This is a genomic window from Hydrogenophaga sp. NFH-34 (assembly GCF_021401345.1).
In the GTDB taxonomy this organism is placed as follows: Bacteria; Pseudomonadota; Gammaproteobacteria; order Burkholderiales; family Burkholderiaceae_C; genus Hydrogenophaga; species Hydrogenophaga electricum.
Genome location: NZ_JACBGE010000012.1, coordinates 42,485 through 55,269 on the forward strand (window position 1 = coordinate 42,485; position 12,785 = coordinate 55,269).

Consider the following 12,785-nt stretch of genomic DNA (forward strand, 5'->3'; position numbering starts at 1 on the left):
TCAACCCGGCCGCCGATTCGCCCGTCGCCTGGGACGCGCAGGGCGCCCCGGTCAGCGTCCGCTTCGGGGACCGCTACCGCAATGAAGGCATCGACGGCCTGGGGGGACTGGCGCAGGCCCGCTACGTGTTCCTGGCCGGCTGCGGCTTGTGCGCGGCAGATGGCGCCCGCAGGCGGGCATGGCCTGGTGCGGCGCCACACAGTGGCGCGTGCTCGAAAACGGCTTCGGCCTGGGCCTGAACTTCCTCGCCACCTGGCAGCTCTGGCAACGCGATCCGCAACGGCCCGCGACGCTGATTTACGACGCCACCGAAGCCTTTGTGCCCACGGCCGACGATCTGCGTCGCGCAGCCCGCCCTTTTCCCGACCTGCACGCGCTGGCGGAGGCACTGGCGACCGGCTGGACCCGCTTGCGCCAGCGGGGTGAGCTGCGACTCGATGCCGGTGGCGCGGTTCGCCTGCGGCTGCGCGAAGGCGACGCCCTGCCCGCGCTGCAGGCCATGGAGCCTGGCGTGAACTCGGTGTTTCTCGACGGCTTCGACCCTCCGCTCAACCCCGCCATGTGGTCACCCGCTTTGATGCAGTCGGTGGGCCGGCTGGCCCGGCCGGGTGCGGCGCTGGCCACCTGGTGCGTGGCCGGTTCGGTGCGGCGGGCCCTCACGGCGGCCGGCTTCTCCGTGGTCAAGCGCGACGGGCTGCCCCCGAAGCGCCACTGTCTGGTGGCGCGCAAGCAGCCTGCGGCGCCAACGCGGTGAACGGCGGACTCAGGCCGCCTTCATCAGGGCTTCGAGCTTGAAGGTGTCGGCGGCAAAGGCGCGAATGCCTTCGGCCAGTTTTTCGGTCGCCATCGCGTCCTCGTTGAGCGCGTAGCGGAAGCCGGCCTCGTCGTAGGTCACGAACGGCGTGTCCAGCGACCGCGCCGCCTCGGCGTCGAGAGCCGGCGACAACGGGGCCTCCGTGGCCGCCAGTTGGGCCAGCAGGTCCGGACTGATGGTCAGCAGGTCGCACCCAGCCAGCGCGGTGATCTGGCCCACGTTGCGGAAGCTCGCGCCCATGACCTCGGTGGCGATGCCGTGCTTCTTGTAGAAATTGAAGATGTTGCGCACCGACTGCACGCCGGGATCGTTGGCACCCGCCATGGCGGCCTCGTCCCAGGCAGCGCCGGCCTGCTTCTTGTACCAGTCGTAGATGCGGCCGACGAAGGGCGAGATCAGCTGCACCTTGGCCTGTCCGCAGGCCACCGCCTGGCAGAAGCTGAACAGCAGCGTAAGGTTGGTGTGGATGCCGTCGCGCTCCAGCCGCGCCGCCGCCTGGATGCCTTCCCAGGTCGAGGCGATCTTGATCAGGATGCGGTCCACGTGCACGCCCTCGCCCTGGTAGAGGTCGATGATGCGGCGCGCGCGCGAGACCGTGGCCTCGGTGTCGAAACTCAGGCGCGCGTCCACTTCGGTCGAGACGCGCCCGGGAATGTGCTGCAGGATCTCGATGCCAAAACGCACCAGCAGGCGGTTCATGGTCTCGTCCAGCCCCTGCGACCCGTAACGGGCCACGGTTTCCTGCAGCAGGTGCGCGTATTCGGGCTTTTGCACCGCCTTGAGCACCAGCGACGGGTTGGTCGTCGCGTCGCGCGGGGCGTAGGCCGCGATCTGACGGAAGTCGCCCGTGTCGGCGACCACGGTGGTGAACTGTTTGAGGGCATCGAGCTGGTTCATGCGGTCATTATCGGGTGTAATTCGGTTTCACCATTTCATGTAACTCTCCGCCTTTGTCGCCGCCATGCTGGATCGCATCAAAGCCTCGCTGCCCTCCCTGGCCCCCGCCGAACAGCGCGTGGGCAAGCTCGTTCTGGCCGATCCGCGCAGCTTTGCCAGCCTGCCGGTGGCCGAGCTGGCCGATCGCGCCCATGTGAGCAAACCCACTGTGGTGCGCTTTTGCCGCAGCATGGGCTACGACGGCCTGTCGGACTTCAAGCTCAAACTGGCGGGCAATGTCAGCGAAGGCGTGCCCTTCATCCACCGCAGCGTGGACGTGGACGACAAGGTCAGCGACGTGATGGTCAAGGTGATCGACAACACCGTGGCCGCCTTCCTGAAGTACCGCAACGACGCGTCCACGCACGCCATCGAAAAGGCGGTGGATGCCCTGATGGACACCTACCGCAAGCGCGGCCGCATCGAATTCTTCGGCGCCGGCAACTCGGGCATCGTGGCCCAGGACGCCCAGCACAAATTCTTCCGCCTGGGCATCAACGCCATCGCCTACAGCGACGGCCACATGCAGGTGATGAGCGCCTCGCTGCTGGGCCCGGGCGACTGCGTGGTGATCATCTCCAACTCGGGCCGCACGCGCGACCTGATGGATGCGGCCGACATCGCGCGCAAGCACGGCGCCACCGTCATCACGGTCACCGCCAGCGGCTCGCCGCTGGCCGCCGCCGGCCACATCCACCTCGCGGCCGACCACCCCGAGGGCTACGACCGCTACAGCCCCATGACCTCGCGCCTGATGCACCTGATGATCATCGACGTGATGGCCACCTGCCTGGCGCTGCGCATCGGGGGCACCAAGCTGCAGCCGCTGCTCAAGGAAATGAAGAACAACCTGCGGAGTAAAAGGTACGCATAAGCGTGCGCGTTGCGCACAGCTTATGCGGCCCCCTGCGCCGCTTCGCGTCTTCCCCCAGAGGGGGACGATACCTGTGGCCCGGCAGAGCCGGTTCCACGGCATCTCTTGACTGGGAGCCCGCGCGCCGCCCACACCAGAGGACGACGGGCGCTCCCCGCAGCGAAATAAAGGAGGAGGCCCGCGCAGCGGGCCGGGGGACATTCGCGGAGGGGAGTGCCCGTCGTCCGTGCCAACGCCCACCCGGCTGAACGCTGGAAGCCCCCGTCAGATCCGGCCTTCCTCGACCGCGTGACACGCGATGCGCACGCCGCCGATGGTCTGCAACGAAGGACGCTCCACGCGGCAGCGCTCGTTCACATGCGGGCAACGCGGGTTGAACGCGCAGCCGGGTGGCGGATTCAGCGGGTTGGGCACCTCGCCCTGCACCGGCGTGCGCGCCTGACCGGTGTCGTGCATCTTCGGGATCGCGTCCAGCAGCATGCGCGTGTAGGGGTGGCGTGGCTGGCTGAACAGGGTCTGCTTGTCGGCCAGCTCGACCAGGCGCCCCAGATACATCACGCCCACCTGATCGCTCACATGCCGCACCACCGCGAGGTTGTGGCTGATGAACAGGTAGGTCAGCCCCTGCTGGCGCTGCAGGTCTTTCATGATGTTGAGCACCTGCGCCTGCACCGACACGTCCAGCGCCGAAGTCGGCTCGTCGCAGACCAGGAACTCCGGCTGCGTGGCCAGTGCGCGTGCGATGGAGATGCGCTGGCGTTGCCCGCCCGAAAACTGGTGCGGGTACTTCGCCCGGTCCTGCGCCGACAGGCCGACGGAATGCAGCAATTCCTCGACCCGCTGACGCAGCGCCACGGCATCGCTGAGCACCCCGTGTTCGCGCAACGGCTCGGCAATGATGTCTTCCACCCGCCAGCGGGGGTTGAGGCTGGCATAGGGGTCCTGGAAAATCATCTGGATGCGCTTGCGCAACTGGCGCCCCTGCGGCGTCTTGAAGGCCGCGTGTGCGTCCTGCCCGTCGAAAATGAAGCCGCCCCGCGTGGGTTCGTACAGGCCCACAAGCAGGCGCGCCACGGTGCTTTTGCCACAGCCCGACTCGCCCACCAGCGCCAGTGTCTGGCCTTTGGGAATGTCGAAGCTCACCCCGTCGACCGCCCGCAGCCACTGGCGCGGCTGGCGTTCGAGCACACGGTTGAGCCAGGGCGCCGACACATCGAAGGTCTTGGCCAGGTCGGTTGCCTGCACCAGCGGTGTCGAGGTGCTCATGCTGCCTCTCCCACCGCCTGCACGCTGGCCGCGTCGTGCAGCCAGCAGGCCGCGCGCGTGGCGCCCGCGGCCATCAGCTCGGGGCGCTGCGCGTGGCAGCGATCGAAGCGGCGATCGCAGCGCGGGTTGTAGGCACAACCGGGCGGAATGGCGTTGAGGCGCGGCATCGCGCCATCGATCTGGTGCAGGCGTTCGCGGTCGGCCTCCATGTCGGGAATGCAGGCCATCAGGCCCTTGGTGTACGGGTGGGCCGGCTGGTTGATCACCTGGTGCACCGGGCCGATTTCCGCGATCCGGCCGGCGTACATCACCGCCACGCGGTCGCAGGTTTCGGCGATCACGCCCATGTCGTGCGTGATCAGCATGACGGCCGCCCCCCGCTCCTTGCAGACGGTTTTGAGCAAGGTGATGATCTGCGCCTGGATCGACACGTCCAGCGCGGTGGTGGGCTCGTCGGCCACGATCAGGCGCGGCTCGGCCGCCAGCGCCAGGGCAATCACCACACGCTGGCGCATGCCGCCCGAGAACTGGTGCGGAAAGTGGTCGATGCGCTGTTCGGCCGCCGGAATGCCGGTGTCGCGGAGCAACTGGATGGCGCGCTGGCGCGCCTCGGCCGGGCTCACGGGCAGGTGGGTGGTGATGGTTTCGATGAGCTGCCGCCCCACCGAATACAAGGGGTTGAGCGAGGTCAGCGGGTCTTGGAAGATGGCACCGATCTGGCGCCCCCGAATCTTGCGCATGGGCTCGGGCGGCAGGTTGTCGATGCGCCGCCCCTCCAGCAGGATCTGGCCCGAGGCCACGCGACCGGGGGGCTCCAGCAAACCGATGATGGCCGCCCCGGTGAGCGACTTGCCGGCGCCGGACTCGCCCACCACGCCCAGGATCTCACCGGGCGCGATGTCGAAAGAGATGTCGTCCAGCGCGCGCAGCGTGCCGCGCCGGTGCGGAAACTCGACGACAAGGTTCTTGACTTGCAGCAGGCTCATCGGGTCAGCGGAGTTTGGGATTCAGGGCGTCGCGCAGCCAGTCGCCCAGCAGGTTCACGGACAGCGCGATCAGCACCAGCATCACCCCGGGGAAGATGGTGATCCACCATTCGCCGGAGAACAGGTAGTCGTTGCCGATGCGGATCAGCGTGCCCAGCGAGGGTGAAGTCGGCGGCGCCCCCACACCCAGGAACGACAGCGTGGCCTCGGTGATGATGGCGGTGGCCACCTGGATGGTGGCCAGCACCAGCACCGGCCCCAGCACATTGGGCAGCACGTGGCGCCGCATGATGCGCAGCGGCGCCACGCCGGTCACGCGCGCGGCCTGCACATATTCCTTGCTGCGCTCGACCAGCGTCGAGCCGCGCACCGTGCGCGCGTACTGCACCCAGCCCGTGAGCGTGATGGACAGGATCAGCACCCCGAAGGCCAGCGTGTCGTGCGCATGGGGAAACAGCGCCCGCCCCACGCCGGCGATCAGCAAGGCCACCAGGATCGCGGGAAAGGACAGCATCACGTCGCACAGACGCATGAGGAAGCTGTCGACCCAGCCCCCCAGAAAACCGGCCAGCAACCCGAAGGACACCCCGATCACCACGGACAGGACCACCGACGCCAGCCCCACCGCCAACGAAATGCGTGCGCCATACATCAGCGCCGAGAGGATGTCGCGGCCCTGATCGTCGGTGCCGAACGGAAACGACCAGGTGCCGCCCTCGCTCCATGCCGGCGGCAGACGAGCATTGGACAGCTCCAGCGTGGCCAGGTCAAAAGGGTTGTGCGGCGCCAGCCATGGCGCGAACACGGCGCCCAGCGCGCAGACCAGAGCGATCAGCGCCGCGAACACGGCGGTCGGGGAAGAGCGGAAGCTGTGGCCGACATCGCTGTCGAGCCAACGGCGCAGGGTGTTGATCACAGGCTTCGTGGGTGGAAAAAATCGCGGACAAAACGGAGGGCCTGCCTACCGGCAGCCCTCGGTCATTTCACCGACATGAAACGGAAGGGCATGAAGTTGTCGGCCAGTTGCACCAGTTGCACGTTGCTGGCCACACCCCAGGCCAGTGCCTGCTGGTGCAGGGGCAGATGCCCGATGTCGTTGGCGTGCAGCTTGAAGACCTCCTGGATCATGGCGTCGCGCCGAGCCTTGTCGGTTTCGGACTGGATCTTCAGGGTCAGCTCGTCCACCTTCGGGTTGCAATAGGCGCCCAGGTTGAACTGGCCGCTGCCCTTGTCATCCACGCAGCGCATCAGCGCATTCAGGGGGTTGTGTGCGTCGTAAGTGCCCGGCGTCCAGCCCAGCATGTAGAAGCTGGTGTCGCGCCGCAGGATCTTGGGAAAGTAGGTGCCCTTGGTCTCGGCCTGCAAATGGATCTTCACCCCAACCCGCGCCAGATTGGCGGCCACCGCCTGGCAGATCGCCGCATCGTTGACGTACCGGTCGTTGGGGCAGTTCATCGTGACTTCGAAGCCATCCTTGTAGCCGGCATCGGCCAGCAACTTGCGCGCGGCGTCGGGGTCGTATGGAAGGCGCTTGTCGAGTGCGGCGTCGTAGCCGTTGATGCCCGGCCCCACCATCAGGGCCGTCGGGCGCGAGGCGCCACGCATGACGGTGCGCTGGATGCCCTGGATATCGATGGCCTGGTAGAAGGCCTGGCGCACGCGGCGGTCCTTGAACGGGTTCTTGCCTTTCACGCTCGAATACAGCAGCTCGTCGCGCTTCTGGTCCATGCCCAGAAAGATGGTCCGCAGCTCCGGCCCCTGCATCACCCTGGACTTGCCGCTGGCATTGATGCGCGCCACATCTTGCAGCGGCACGGGCTCGATCACGTCCACCTGGCCGGACAGCAGCGCCGCCACACGGGTGGCGTCGCTGCCGATGGGGGTGTACTCCACGTTGACCACATTGCCTTCGATGCGCCCCCAATAGCTGCCGTTGCGCACGAAGCTGGTCTTCACATTGGGCTGCCGCTCACGCAGCCGAAACGGGCCCGTGCCATTGGCGCGGAACGACGCCGCGTTCTCGATGCCCTTGCGCCGATCCACCGGCCGCGTCGCCTGGTTGTCCTCAGACCAGGTCTTGCTCATGATGTACAGGAGCGAAAGCACGTCGGGCAGGATGGGAAATGGGGCCTTGGTTTCGACCTCGACCACGTGATCACCGACCTTGCGCACCGCCTGGATGTCGTTGGTGTAGCTGCGCATGTCCGAGCCATCGCCCGCCGCGCGGGCAAAGCTGAACAGCACGTCGTCGGCCGTGAAGGGCTTGCCGTCGTGGAATTTCACGCCTTTGCGCAACTCGAAGCGCCAGACGGTGGGCGAGGTCTGCTTCCAGGCCGTGGCCAGCAGGGGCACCAGTTGCAGGTTGGCGTCGCGCCCCACCAGGCCCTCGTAGACGTTGCCCGTCACGCTCAGTTGCAGCGACTCGTTGAGCGAATGCGGGTCCATCGACAGCGCATCGCCCTGGTTGCCGATACGCACGGTCTGGGCCTGTGCCGTGGCCACGCCCAAGGCCAGCACCAGGCCGGCCGCCAGGGTCAGAGAGAACTTCATCGATCGCTCCTTTCGAAAAGCCATGACCTGCCCTCAGGCGGCCTCCGGCAGCGGCAGGCCTTGCTCGACCAGGCCGGCGTGCAAGGCAGCACCCAGCGGCAGCACCTCGTCGTTGAAATCGTAGCGGCTGTTGTGCAGAAAGCACCCACCTTCACCGCCCTGACCCAGACGCAGATACGCGCCGGGCTTGACCTGCAGCATGAAGGCAAAGTCCTCCGCGCCCATGCTGGGATCCATCTGCCGGTCCACGTGGTCGTGACCCACCAGCTTCTGCGCCACCTCGGTGGCGAAGCGGGCTTCCGCACGCGTGTTGATGGTGGCAGGGTAGATGCGTTCGTAGCTCAGGTGGGCGGTCGCCCCCAGACCCAGCGCCACCCCGGAGCACACTTCGTGCAGCCGCTTTTCAACCATGGCCTGCACCTCGGCGCTGAAAGTGCGCACGGTCCCCACCAGCCGCGCCGTGCCCGGAATCACACTGAAAGCGCCCGGATCGCCTGCCTGCATGGCGCACAAGCTGATCACGGCGCTGTCGATGGCCCGCACATTGCGGGACACGATGCTCTGCACCGCCGTGATGATGTGGGCCGCCACGAGCACCGGGTCCACCGTCGCATATGGGTGCGCGCCGTGCCCGCCCTTGCCGGTGATGTCGATGGTGATTCGGTCGGCCGAGGCCATCATCGGCCCCGGGTTGATCCCCACCGTGCCTGGTCGCATCTGCGGCCAGTTGTGCATGGCATAAACCGACTGCACCGGAAAGCGCTCGAACAGCCCGTCTTCAATCATCGCCTTGGCACCAGCGAAGCCCTCCTCCCCCGGCTGGAAGATCAGCACCGCCGTGCCATCGAAGTGGCGGGTTTCGGCCAGATAGCGGGCGGCGCCGATCAGCATCGCCACATGCCCGTCATGGCCACAGCCGTGCATCAGGCCGGCCCGTTTGGAACGCCAGGCGAAATCGTTGTGTTCGCTCATGGGCAAGGCGTCCATGTCGGCACGGAGTCCGAGCATCCGCCCACTGCTGCGCTGGCGGCCATGAATCACCGCCACCACACCGGTCTTGCCCAGACCGGTGTGCACTTCATCAACACCACACACCTTGAGCGACTCCACCACCCGCGCAGCGGTGAAATGCTCTTCGAAGCCCAGCTCGGGGTGGGCATGCAACTCCCGCCGCAGCGCCGTCAGCGCCGGATGAAACTCGGTGATGTGCGCAAAGGCACGCCCGTGGGCTTTGTAGCGGGGCATCAGCATCGCCACCATGCTGGGCACACCGGCCGCGGATCAGGCCGCTTGGTCATCTCAATGCCCTCCACCCTTCTCGACACGCAACCGGGGATCGACCACGAAATACAGCAGATCGACGATGAGGTTGATCACCACGAAGATCAGCGCAATCAGGCACAGATAGGCCGCCATCACCGGGATGTCGGCAAAGGTCACGGCCTGAATGAACAGCAGCCCCATGCCCGGCCACTGGAACACCGTCTCGGTGATGATGGCAAAAGCGATCAGCCCCCCCAGTTGCAAGCCCGTGATGGTCATCACCGGCACCAGCGTGTTCTTGAGCGCGTGCCCGAAATGCACGGCCCGGTTGGTCAGCCCGCGGGCGCGGGCGAACTTGATGTAGTCGGTGCGCAGCACCTCCAGCATCTCGGCCCGCACCAGCCGCATGATCAGCGTGAGCTGGAAGATCGCCAGCGTGATCGCCGGCAAGGTGATGTGGTGCCAGCCTTTGGCTGTGAGCAGCCCCGTGCTCCACCAGCCCAGGTTCACCACCTCACCGCGGCCGAAGCTCGGAAACCAGCCCAGCTGCACGGCAAACACCAGGATCAGCAGGATGCCGATCAGAAAGGTCGGCAAGGAAACGCCCAGCAGTGAAATCGTCATGAACACCTGGCTGATGAAGGTGCCCCGCTTGAGCGCTGCGTAAACCCCCATCGGAATGCCCACCACCAGCGCAAGCAGTGCCGCGACCAGGGCCAGTTCGAGGGTGGCCGGAAAGCGCTCGGCAATCAGGCGCGACACCTTGGCCCCCTGACGCAGGCTCAGGCCGAACTCGCCTTGCGCCGCATTGACCAGGAAATGCCAGAACTGCACGAAAAAGGGCTGGTCAAGGCCCAGCGCCGACCGCAGTTCACGGACCTGTTCGGGCGTGGCGTCCTGCCCCAGCAGGAACACCACCGGGTCGCCCACATACTGAAACAGCATGAAGGCGATGAAGGCCACACTGACCATGACGATCATGGCCTGGACCCATCGGCGGAGAATGAATGCAAGCATCGGTCACCCAAACGGAATGGGGGCGACCGACGCTTTCGGAGGCCCCCATGGTGGCATTGGCGAAATCAGTTGACCTTGATCAGCCGCCAGTCGAGCCGGTTGTCCGCGCGGTGCACGACGTCGATGTTCTTCTTCATCGCCCACGGAATCACCTGGTTGTGCAAGGGGATGTGCGCCACATCGTCGTTCTGCAGCTGCAGCGCCTTGGTCAGCAGTTCCGTGCGCAGTTTCAGGTCGGTTTCCTTCTTGGTACGCTCCACGAGCGCATCCATCTGCGGGTTGCTGTAACGGCCCACGTTGTAGTTGCCGTCGCCGCCCGCCCCCACCGAGCGCACCAGCGACTGCAGGCTGTAGAGCGCATCGAAGGTGGGAACGCCCCAGCCCAGCATGTAGATGCTCGCCTCATACCGCTGGATCATGGGGAAATAGGTCACCAGCGGCAGCGTGCGAAGCTTGGCTTTCACGCCGATCTTGGCCCACATCGCGGCCACCGCCTGGCAAATGGCTTCGTCGTTGATGTAGCGGTTGTTCGGGCAGGCGAAGTCGACCTCGAACCCGTCCTTGTAACCCGCATCAGCCAGCAGTTTCTGCGCAGCCGCCACGTCGTACGGATAGCGCTTGTGCACGCCTTCGGTCCAGCCGTTGACCTGCGGCGCCACCAGGGCCCCTGTGGCCTGCCCCAGGCCTCGCAAAGTCACCCGCGTGATGGTGTTGATGTCAATGGCCTGGTACAGCGCCTTGCGCACGCGCTGGTCTTTCAGGGGGTTTTTGCCCTTGATGTTGCTGCCCGGAAGTTCGTCGCGGAACTGGTCCATGCCGAAGAAGATGGTGCGGTTTTCAATGCCATCGATCACCTTCAGCTTGCTGTCCTGGCGCACACGCGGCAGATCTTGCGGGCTCGGGTCCAGCACGAAGTCCACTTCACCCGACAGCAACGCCGCCATCCGCGTCGCCACGGCTTTGACCGGTGTGTACACCACTTCGGTCACGTTGGTGTCGGCCTTGCCCCACCAGCTCGGGTTTCGGGTCAGCACCAGCTTCTGGTCGGGCTGCCATTCCTTGAGCACAAAGGGCCCCGTGCCATTGGCGTTGCGGTGGGCAAAATTCTCGTCCTGGGTCTTGATGTCCTTGGGCTCGACCGAGCGGTTCTTTTCGGCCCAAGCCTTGTTCATCATGCGCAATTCGGTCAACTGGTTCAGCAGCACCGGATTGGGGTCTTTGGTGAAGATGTCGATGGTGTGCGCATCCACCTTCACCACCCGGTCGATGCCCTGGGCATAGACACCGAAGTTCGACGTCTTGGCCATCGCCCGCTGGATCGAGAACACCGCGTCATCCGCCGTGAAATCGGCGCCATCATGAAACTTGACCCCCTTGCGCAGCGTCAGGCGCAACTGGGTCGGCGTGAGCTGCTTCCAGGCCGTGGCAAGCACAGGCTCCGGCTTGAAGGTTCGGCTGTTGTAGTAGACGAGCGACTCATAGACCGACGCATGCACCCCGTTGGCCAAGGCGTTGTTCTGGGAATGGATATCCCAGGTCGGAATGTCACTGGCACTGGTCCACTTGAAGGTCTTGGCATGCGCCACTCCGGACACCAGCGCCAAAGCGCCCACCCAAACAATCAGACGAAGTTTCATTGTTGGCACCTGAATCAAGTCGTGGTCAAAGCAATATGCAACATCCGTTCCCACTCTCCGTAGGGGAGTAACCCGAACCTTGATCACCCCAAACGCACAGCGCCTCACGGACACACCATCCGCCGCAAACGGACGCTCAAGGCAAAGGGGACTCCAACCGAAGCGCCCCATACCACGCCGTCAGCTGGCTGCGGGTGTTGTCGGTGTCGGTCATCAAAGCCACGGCCAACAACGGACCAGGCTCCTCGCCAAATACCCGGATGAAGTCCGCCCGCACATCGCGCCGGTAATCCACCCATTGCCCGACCCGCGCGTCTCCGGTCTCGACCACCAGCTTGCGCACACGGTCCGATCGGGGATTCACCACCACCGTATCCGCCGCGTCATGCGGGCTCCACACATACATCAAGGTTGCATACGGCAGCGGCTCGCCTGTCAACAGGCGGCTCATCTCGGAAAGACGGTGTTGCCGCGCAGACCACCGCGACTTGTCGCCGTCGAACGCCAAAAGAATGCGCACCGGCGCATCTTCCCGGTCTGCCTCGGAAAGCCGCGCATCCAGCGGCAAGCCATCGACACGCCAGGAAAACTTCATCGCTCCCAGATGCTGAAGCGGGACATCAAAACGCTGACGCAGGATGCTCACCGATGCTTGCGCCTGGACCTGAAGCGCAGGGCGCCCATCGACCTCTGCGACTTCGAATGGCACAAACGTCTTGCCTGGCAGCACAAAGGGCTCCCAGGGCACCGAGGCCGGCGTCTGCAACAGGCGCTGTGCAAGCGCCTTCGAAGCCCCGCCCCTTGAAACGGCCTGACCGGTTCCCACCGGTTGTGTCCCATCCTCGACAGCCAAGCTACCGCATCCTGCCAGCAAGGCCATCCACAACGCCCACGCCCATCCACGCATTCACGCCCCCTCTTTTTGATCGACCGGCCACGCCAACAACGCGACGGATATCACAGTGTATCGATTTGTATGCCCAGACTACCCCAAATGGGGGATGCGCGCCGCCCAACCAGCCCCGCAAGATCGGTGCAACGGTCACGCTGTCACACACCGTTTATGGGAATCCCCCCAGGCATCTTCAACACAAGGAGGAAATCATGCTCAAACGCATCCTATCGGCCCTGACGCTGGCCATCTCACTCAACGCACTCGCCGCCGTTGATGTCAACGACGCAGCCCTTGCCGATCTGGACAGCATCAAAGGCATCGGCCCCAGCACCTCGGCCAAAATTGTCGAACAGCGAAAAAGCGCCAAGTTCAAGGACTGGGCCGACTTCATCCAGCGGGTCCCGGGGATCGGCACCAAACGGGCCACCAAGCTGTCGGACGAAGGCCTGACCGTGAATGGACAAGCCTTCAAGGGCACGGACGCCGCAAGCACTGCCAAGGTGTCTACCAACAAGCCGAGCGAGAAAACAACCAAACCCTGAAAACT

At 65.3% G+C, this 12,785-nt stretch carries 12 protein-coding genes; 3 read left to right on the top strand and 9 right to left on the bottom strand.

From position 1 onward, the window contains the following. Window positions 1–178: 178 nt before the first annotated feature. On the top strand, window positions 179–754 hold the full coding sequence (mnmD, locus tag L0977_RS12955; RefSeq protein ID WP_234265273.1) for a tRNA (5-methylaminomethyl-2-thiouridine)(34)-methyltransferase MnmD: 576 nt from the start codon (window positions 179–181) through the stop codon (window positions 752–754). Window positions 755–763: 9 nt separating this feature from the next. On the opposite strand, the gene tal is transcribed toward mnmD, so the two are convergent. After that, window positions 764–1,711, bottom strand: coding sequence for a transaldolase (gene tal / locus L0977_RS12960; protein WP_234265274.1), 948 nt, complete (start codon window positions 1,709–1,711; stop codon window positions 764–766). 64 nt (window positions 1,712–1,775) lie between these two features. Between tal and L0977_RS12965 the strand changes: the two genes are divergently transcribed. Further along, window positions 1,776–2,624, top strand: coding sequence for a MurR/RpiR family transcriptional regulator (locus L0977_RS12965; protein WP_234265275.1), 849 nt, complete (start codon window positions 1,776–1,778; stop codon window positions 2,622–2,624). A gap of 264 nt (window positions 2,625–2,888) precedes the next feature. On the opposite strand, the gene L0977_RS12970 is transcribed toward L0977_RS12965, so the two are convergent. The 8 genes from L0977_RS12970 to L0977_RS13005 form a co-directional block, all read right to left on the bottom strand. Beyond that, entirely contained in the window at window positions 2,889–3,890 is a 1,002-nt protein-coding gene (locus tag L0977_RS12970; protein ID WP_234265276.1) for an ABC transporter ATP-binding protein, read from the bottom strand. After that, window positions 3,887–4,876 carry an ABC transporter ATP-binding protein gene (locus L0977_RS12975; protein ID WP_234265277.1) on the bottom strand — a complete coding sequence of 330 codons (990 nt, stop codon included), beginning with the start codon at window positions 4,874–4,876 and terminating at the stop codon, window positions 3,887–3,889. The genes L0977_RS12970 and L0977_RS12975 overlap by 4 nt, the downstream gene beginning before the upstream one ends. 4 nt (window positions 4,877–4,880) lie before the next feature. Further along, the gene (locus L0977_RS12980; protein WP_234265278.1) at window positions 4,881–5,792 is read right to left on the bottom strand and encodes an ABC transporter permease; all 912 of its coding nucleotides are present in this window, start codon (window positions 5,790–5,792) and stop codon (window positions 4,881–4,883) included. Window positions 5,793–5,854: 62 nt separating this feature from the next. After that, window positions 5,855–7,426 carry an ABC transporter substrate-binding protein gene (locus tag L0977_RS12985; protein ID WP_234265279.1) on the bottom strand — a complete coding sequence of 524 codons (1,572 nt, stop codon included), beginning with the start codon at window positions 7,424–7,426 and terminating at the stop codon, window positions 5,855–5,857. 33 nt (window positions 7,427–7,459) lie between these two features. Beyond that, complete coding sequence (locus L0977_RS12990) at window positions 7,460–8,671, bottom strand: M20 aminoacylase family protein (RefSeq protein ID WP_442786635.1); 1,212 nt, start codon at window positions 8,669–8,671, stop codon at window positions 7,460–7,462. Window positions 8,672–8,725: 54 nt separating this feature from the next. Continuing rightward, on the bottom strand, window positions 8,726–9,706 hold the full coding sequence (locus tag L0977_RS12995; RefSeq protein WP_234265281.1) for an ABC transporter permease: 981 nt from the start codon (window positions 9,704–9,706) through the stop codon (window positions 8,726–8,728). 65 nt (window positions 9,707–9,771) lie between these two features. Next, window positions 9,772–11,343: an ABC transporter substrate-binding protein gene (locus L0977_RS13000; protein ID WP_234265282.1), complete on the bottom strand. Its 1,572-nt coding sequence runs from the start codon at window positions 11,341–11,343 to the stop codon at window positions 9,772–9,774. Window positions 11,344–11,479: 136 nt separating this feature from the next. Continuing rightward, window positions 11,480–12,196 carry a DUF3047 domain-containing protein gene (locus L0977_RS13005; protein ID WP_234265283.1) on the bottom strand — a complete coding sequence of 239 codons (717 nt, stop codon included), beginning with the start codon at window positions 12,194–12,196 and terminating at the stop codon, window positions 11,480–11,482. A 251-nt stretch (window positions 12,197–12,447) separates the two neighbouring features. Between L0977_RS13005 and L0977_RS13010 the strand changes: the two genes are divergently transcribed. After that, complete coding sequence (locus tag L0977_RS13010) at window positions 12,448–12,780, top strand: ComEA family DNA-binding protein (RefSeq protein WP_234265284.1); 333 nt, start codon at window positions 12,448–12,450, stop codon at window positions 12,778–12,780. The last annotated feature ends 5 nt before the right edge of the window (window positions 12,781–12,785 follow it).

What these genes read in the sequence shown, in the direction of transcription:
- mnmD (WP_234265273.1), top strand. Translation starts at nt 179, where the DNA reads ATGGCCTGGTGCGGCGCCACACAGTGGCGCGTGCTCGAAAACGGCTTC.
- tal (WP_234265274.1), bottom strand. Translation starts at nt 1,711, where the DNA reads ATGAACCAGCTCGATGCCCTCAAACAGTTCACCACCGTGGTCGCCGAC.
- L0977_RS12965 (WP_234265275.1), top strand. Translation starts at nt 1,776, where the DNA reads ATGCTGGATCGCATCAAAGCCTCGCTGCCCTCCCTGGCCCCCGCCGAA.
- L0977_RS12970 (WP_234265276.1), bottom strand. Translation starts at nt 3,890, where the DNA reads ATGAGCACCTCGACACCGCTGGTGCAGGCAACCGACCTGGCCAAGACC.
- L0977_RS12975 (WP_234265277.1), bottom strand. Translation starts at nt 4,876, where the DNA reads ATGAGCCTGCTGCAAGTCAAGAACCTTGTCGTCGAGTTTCCGCACCGG.
- L0977_RS12985 (WP_234265279.1), bottom strand. Translation starts at nt 7,426, where the DNA reads ATGAAGTTCTCTCTGACCCTGGCGGCCGGCCTGGTGCTGGCCTTGGGC.
- L0977_RS12990 (WP_442786635.1), bottom strand. Translation starts at nt 8,671, where the DNA reads ATGCCCCGCTACAAAGCCCACGGGCGTGCCTTTGCGCACATCACCGAG.
- L0977_RS12995 (WP_234265281.1), bottom strand. Translation starts at nt 9,706, where the DNA reads ATGCTTGCATTCATTCTCCGCCGATGGGTCCAGGCCATGATCGTCATG.
- L0977_RS13000 (WP_234265282.1), bottom strand. Translation starts at nt 11,343, where the DNA reads ATGAAACTTCGTCTGATTGTTTGGGTGGGCGCTTTGGCGCTGGTGTCC.
- L0977_RS13010 (WP_234265284.1), top strand. Translation starts at nt 12,448, where the DNA reads ATGCTCAAACGCATCCTATCGGCCCTGACGCTGGCCATCTCACTCAAC.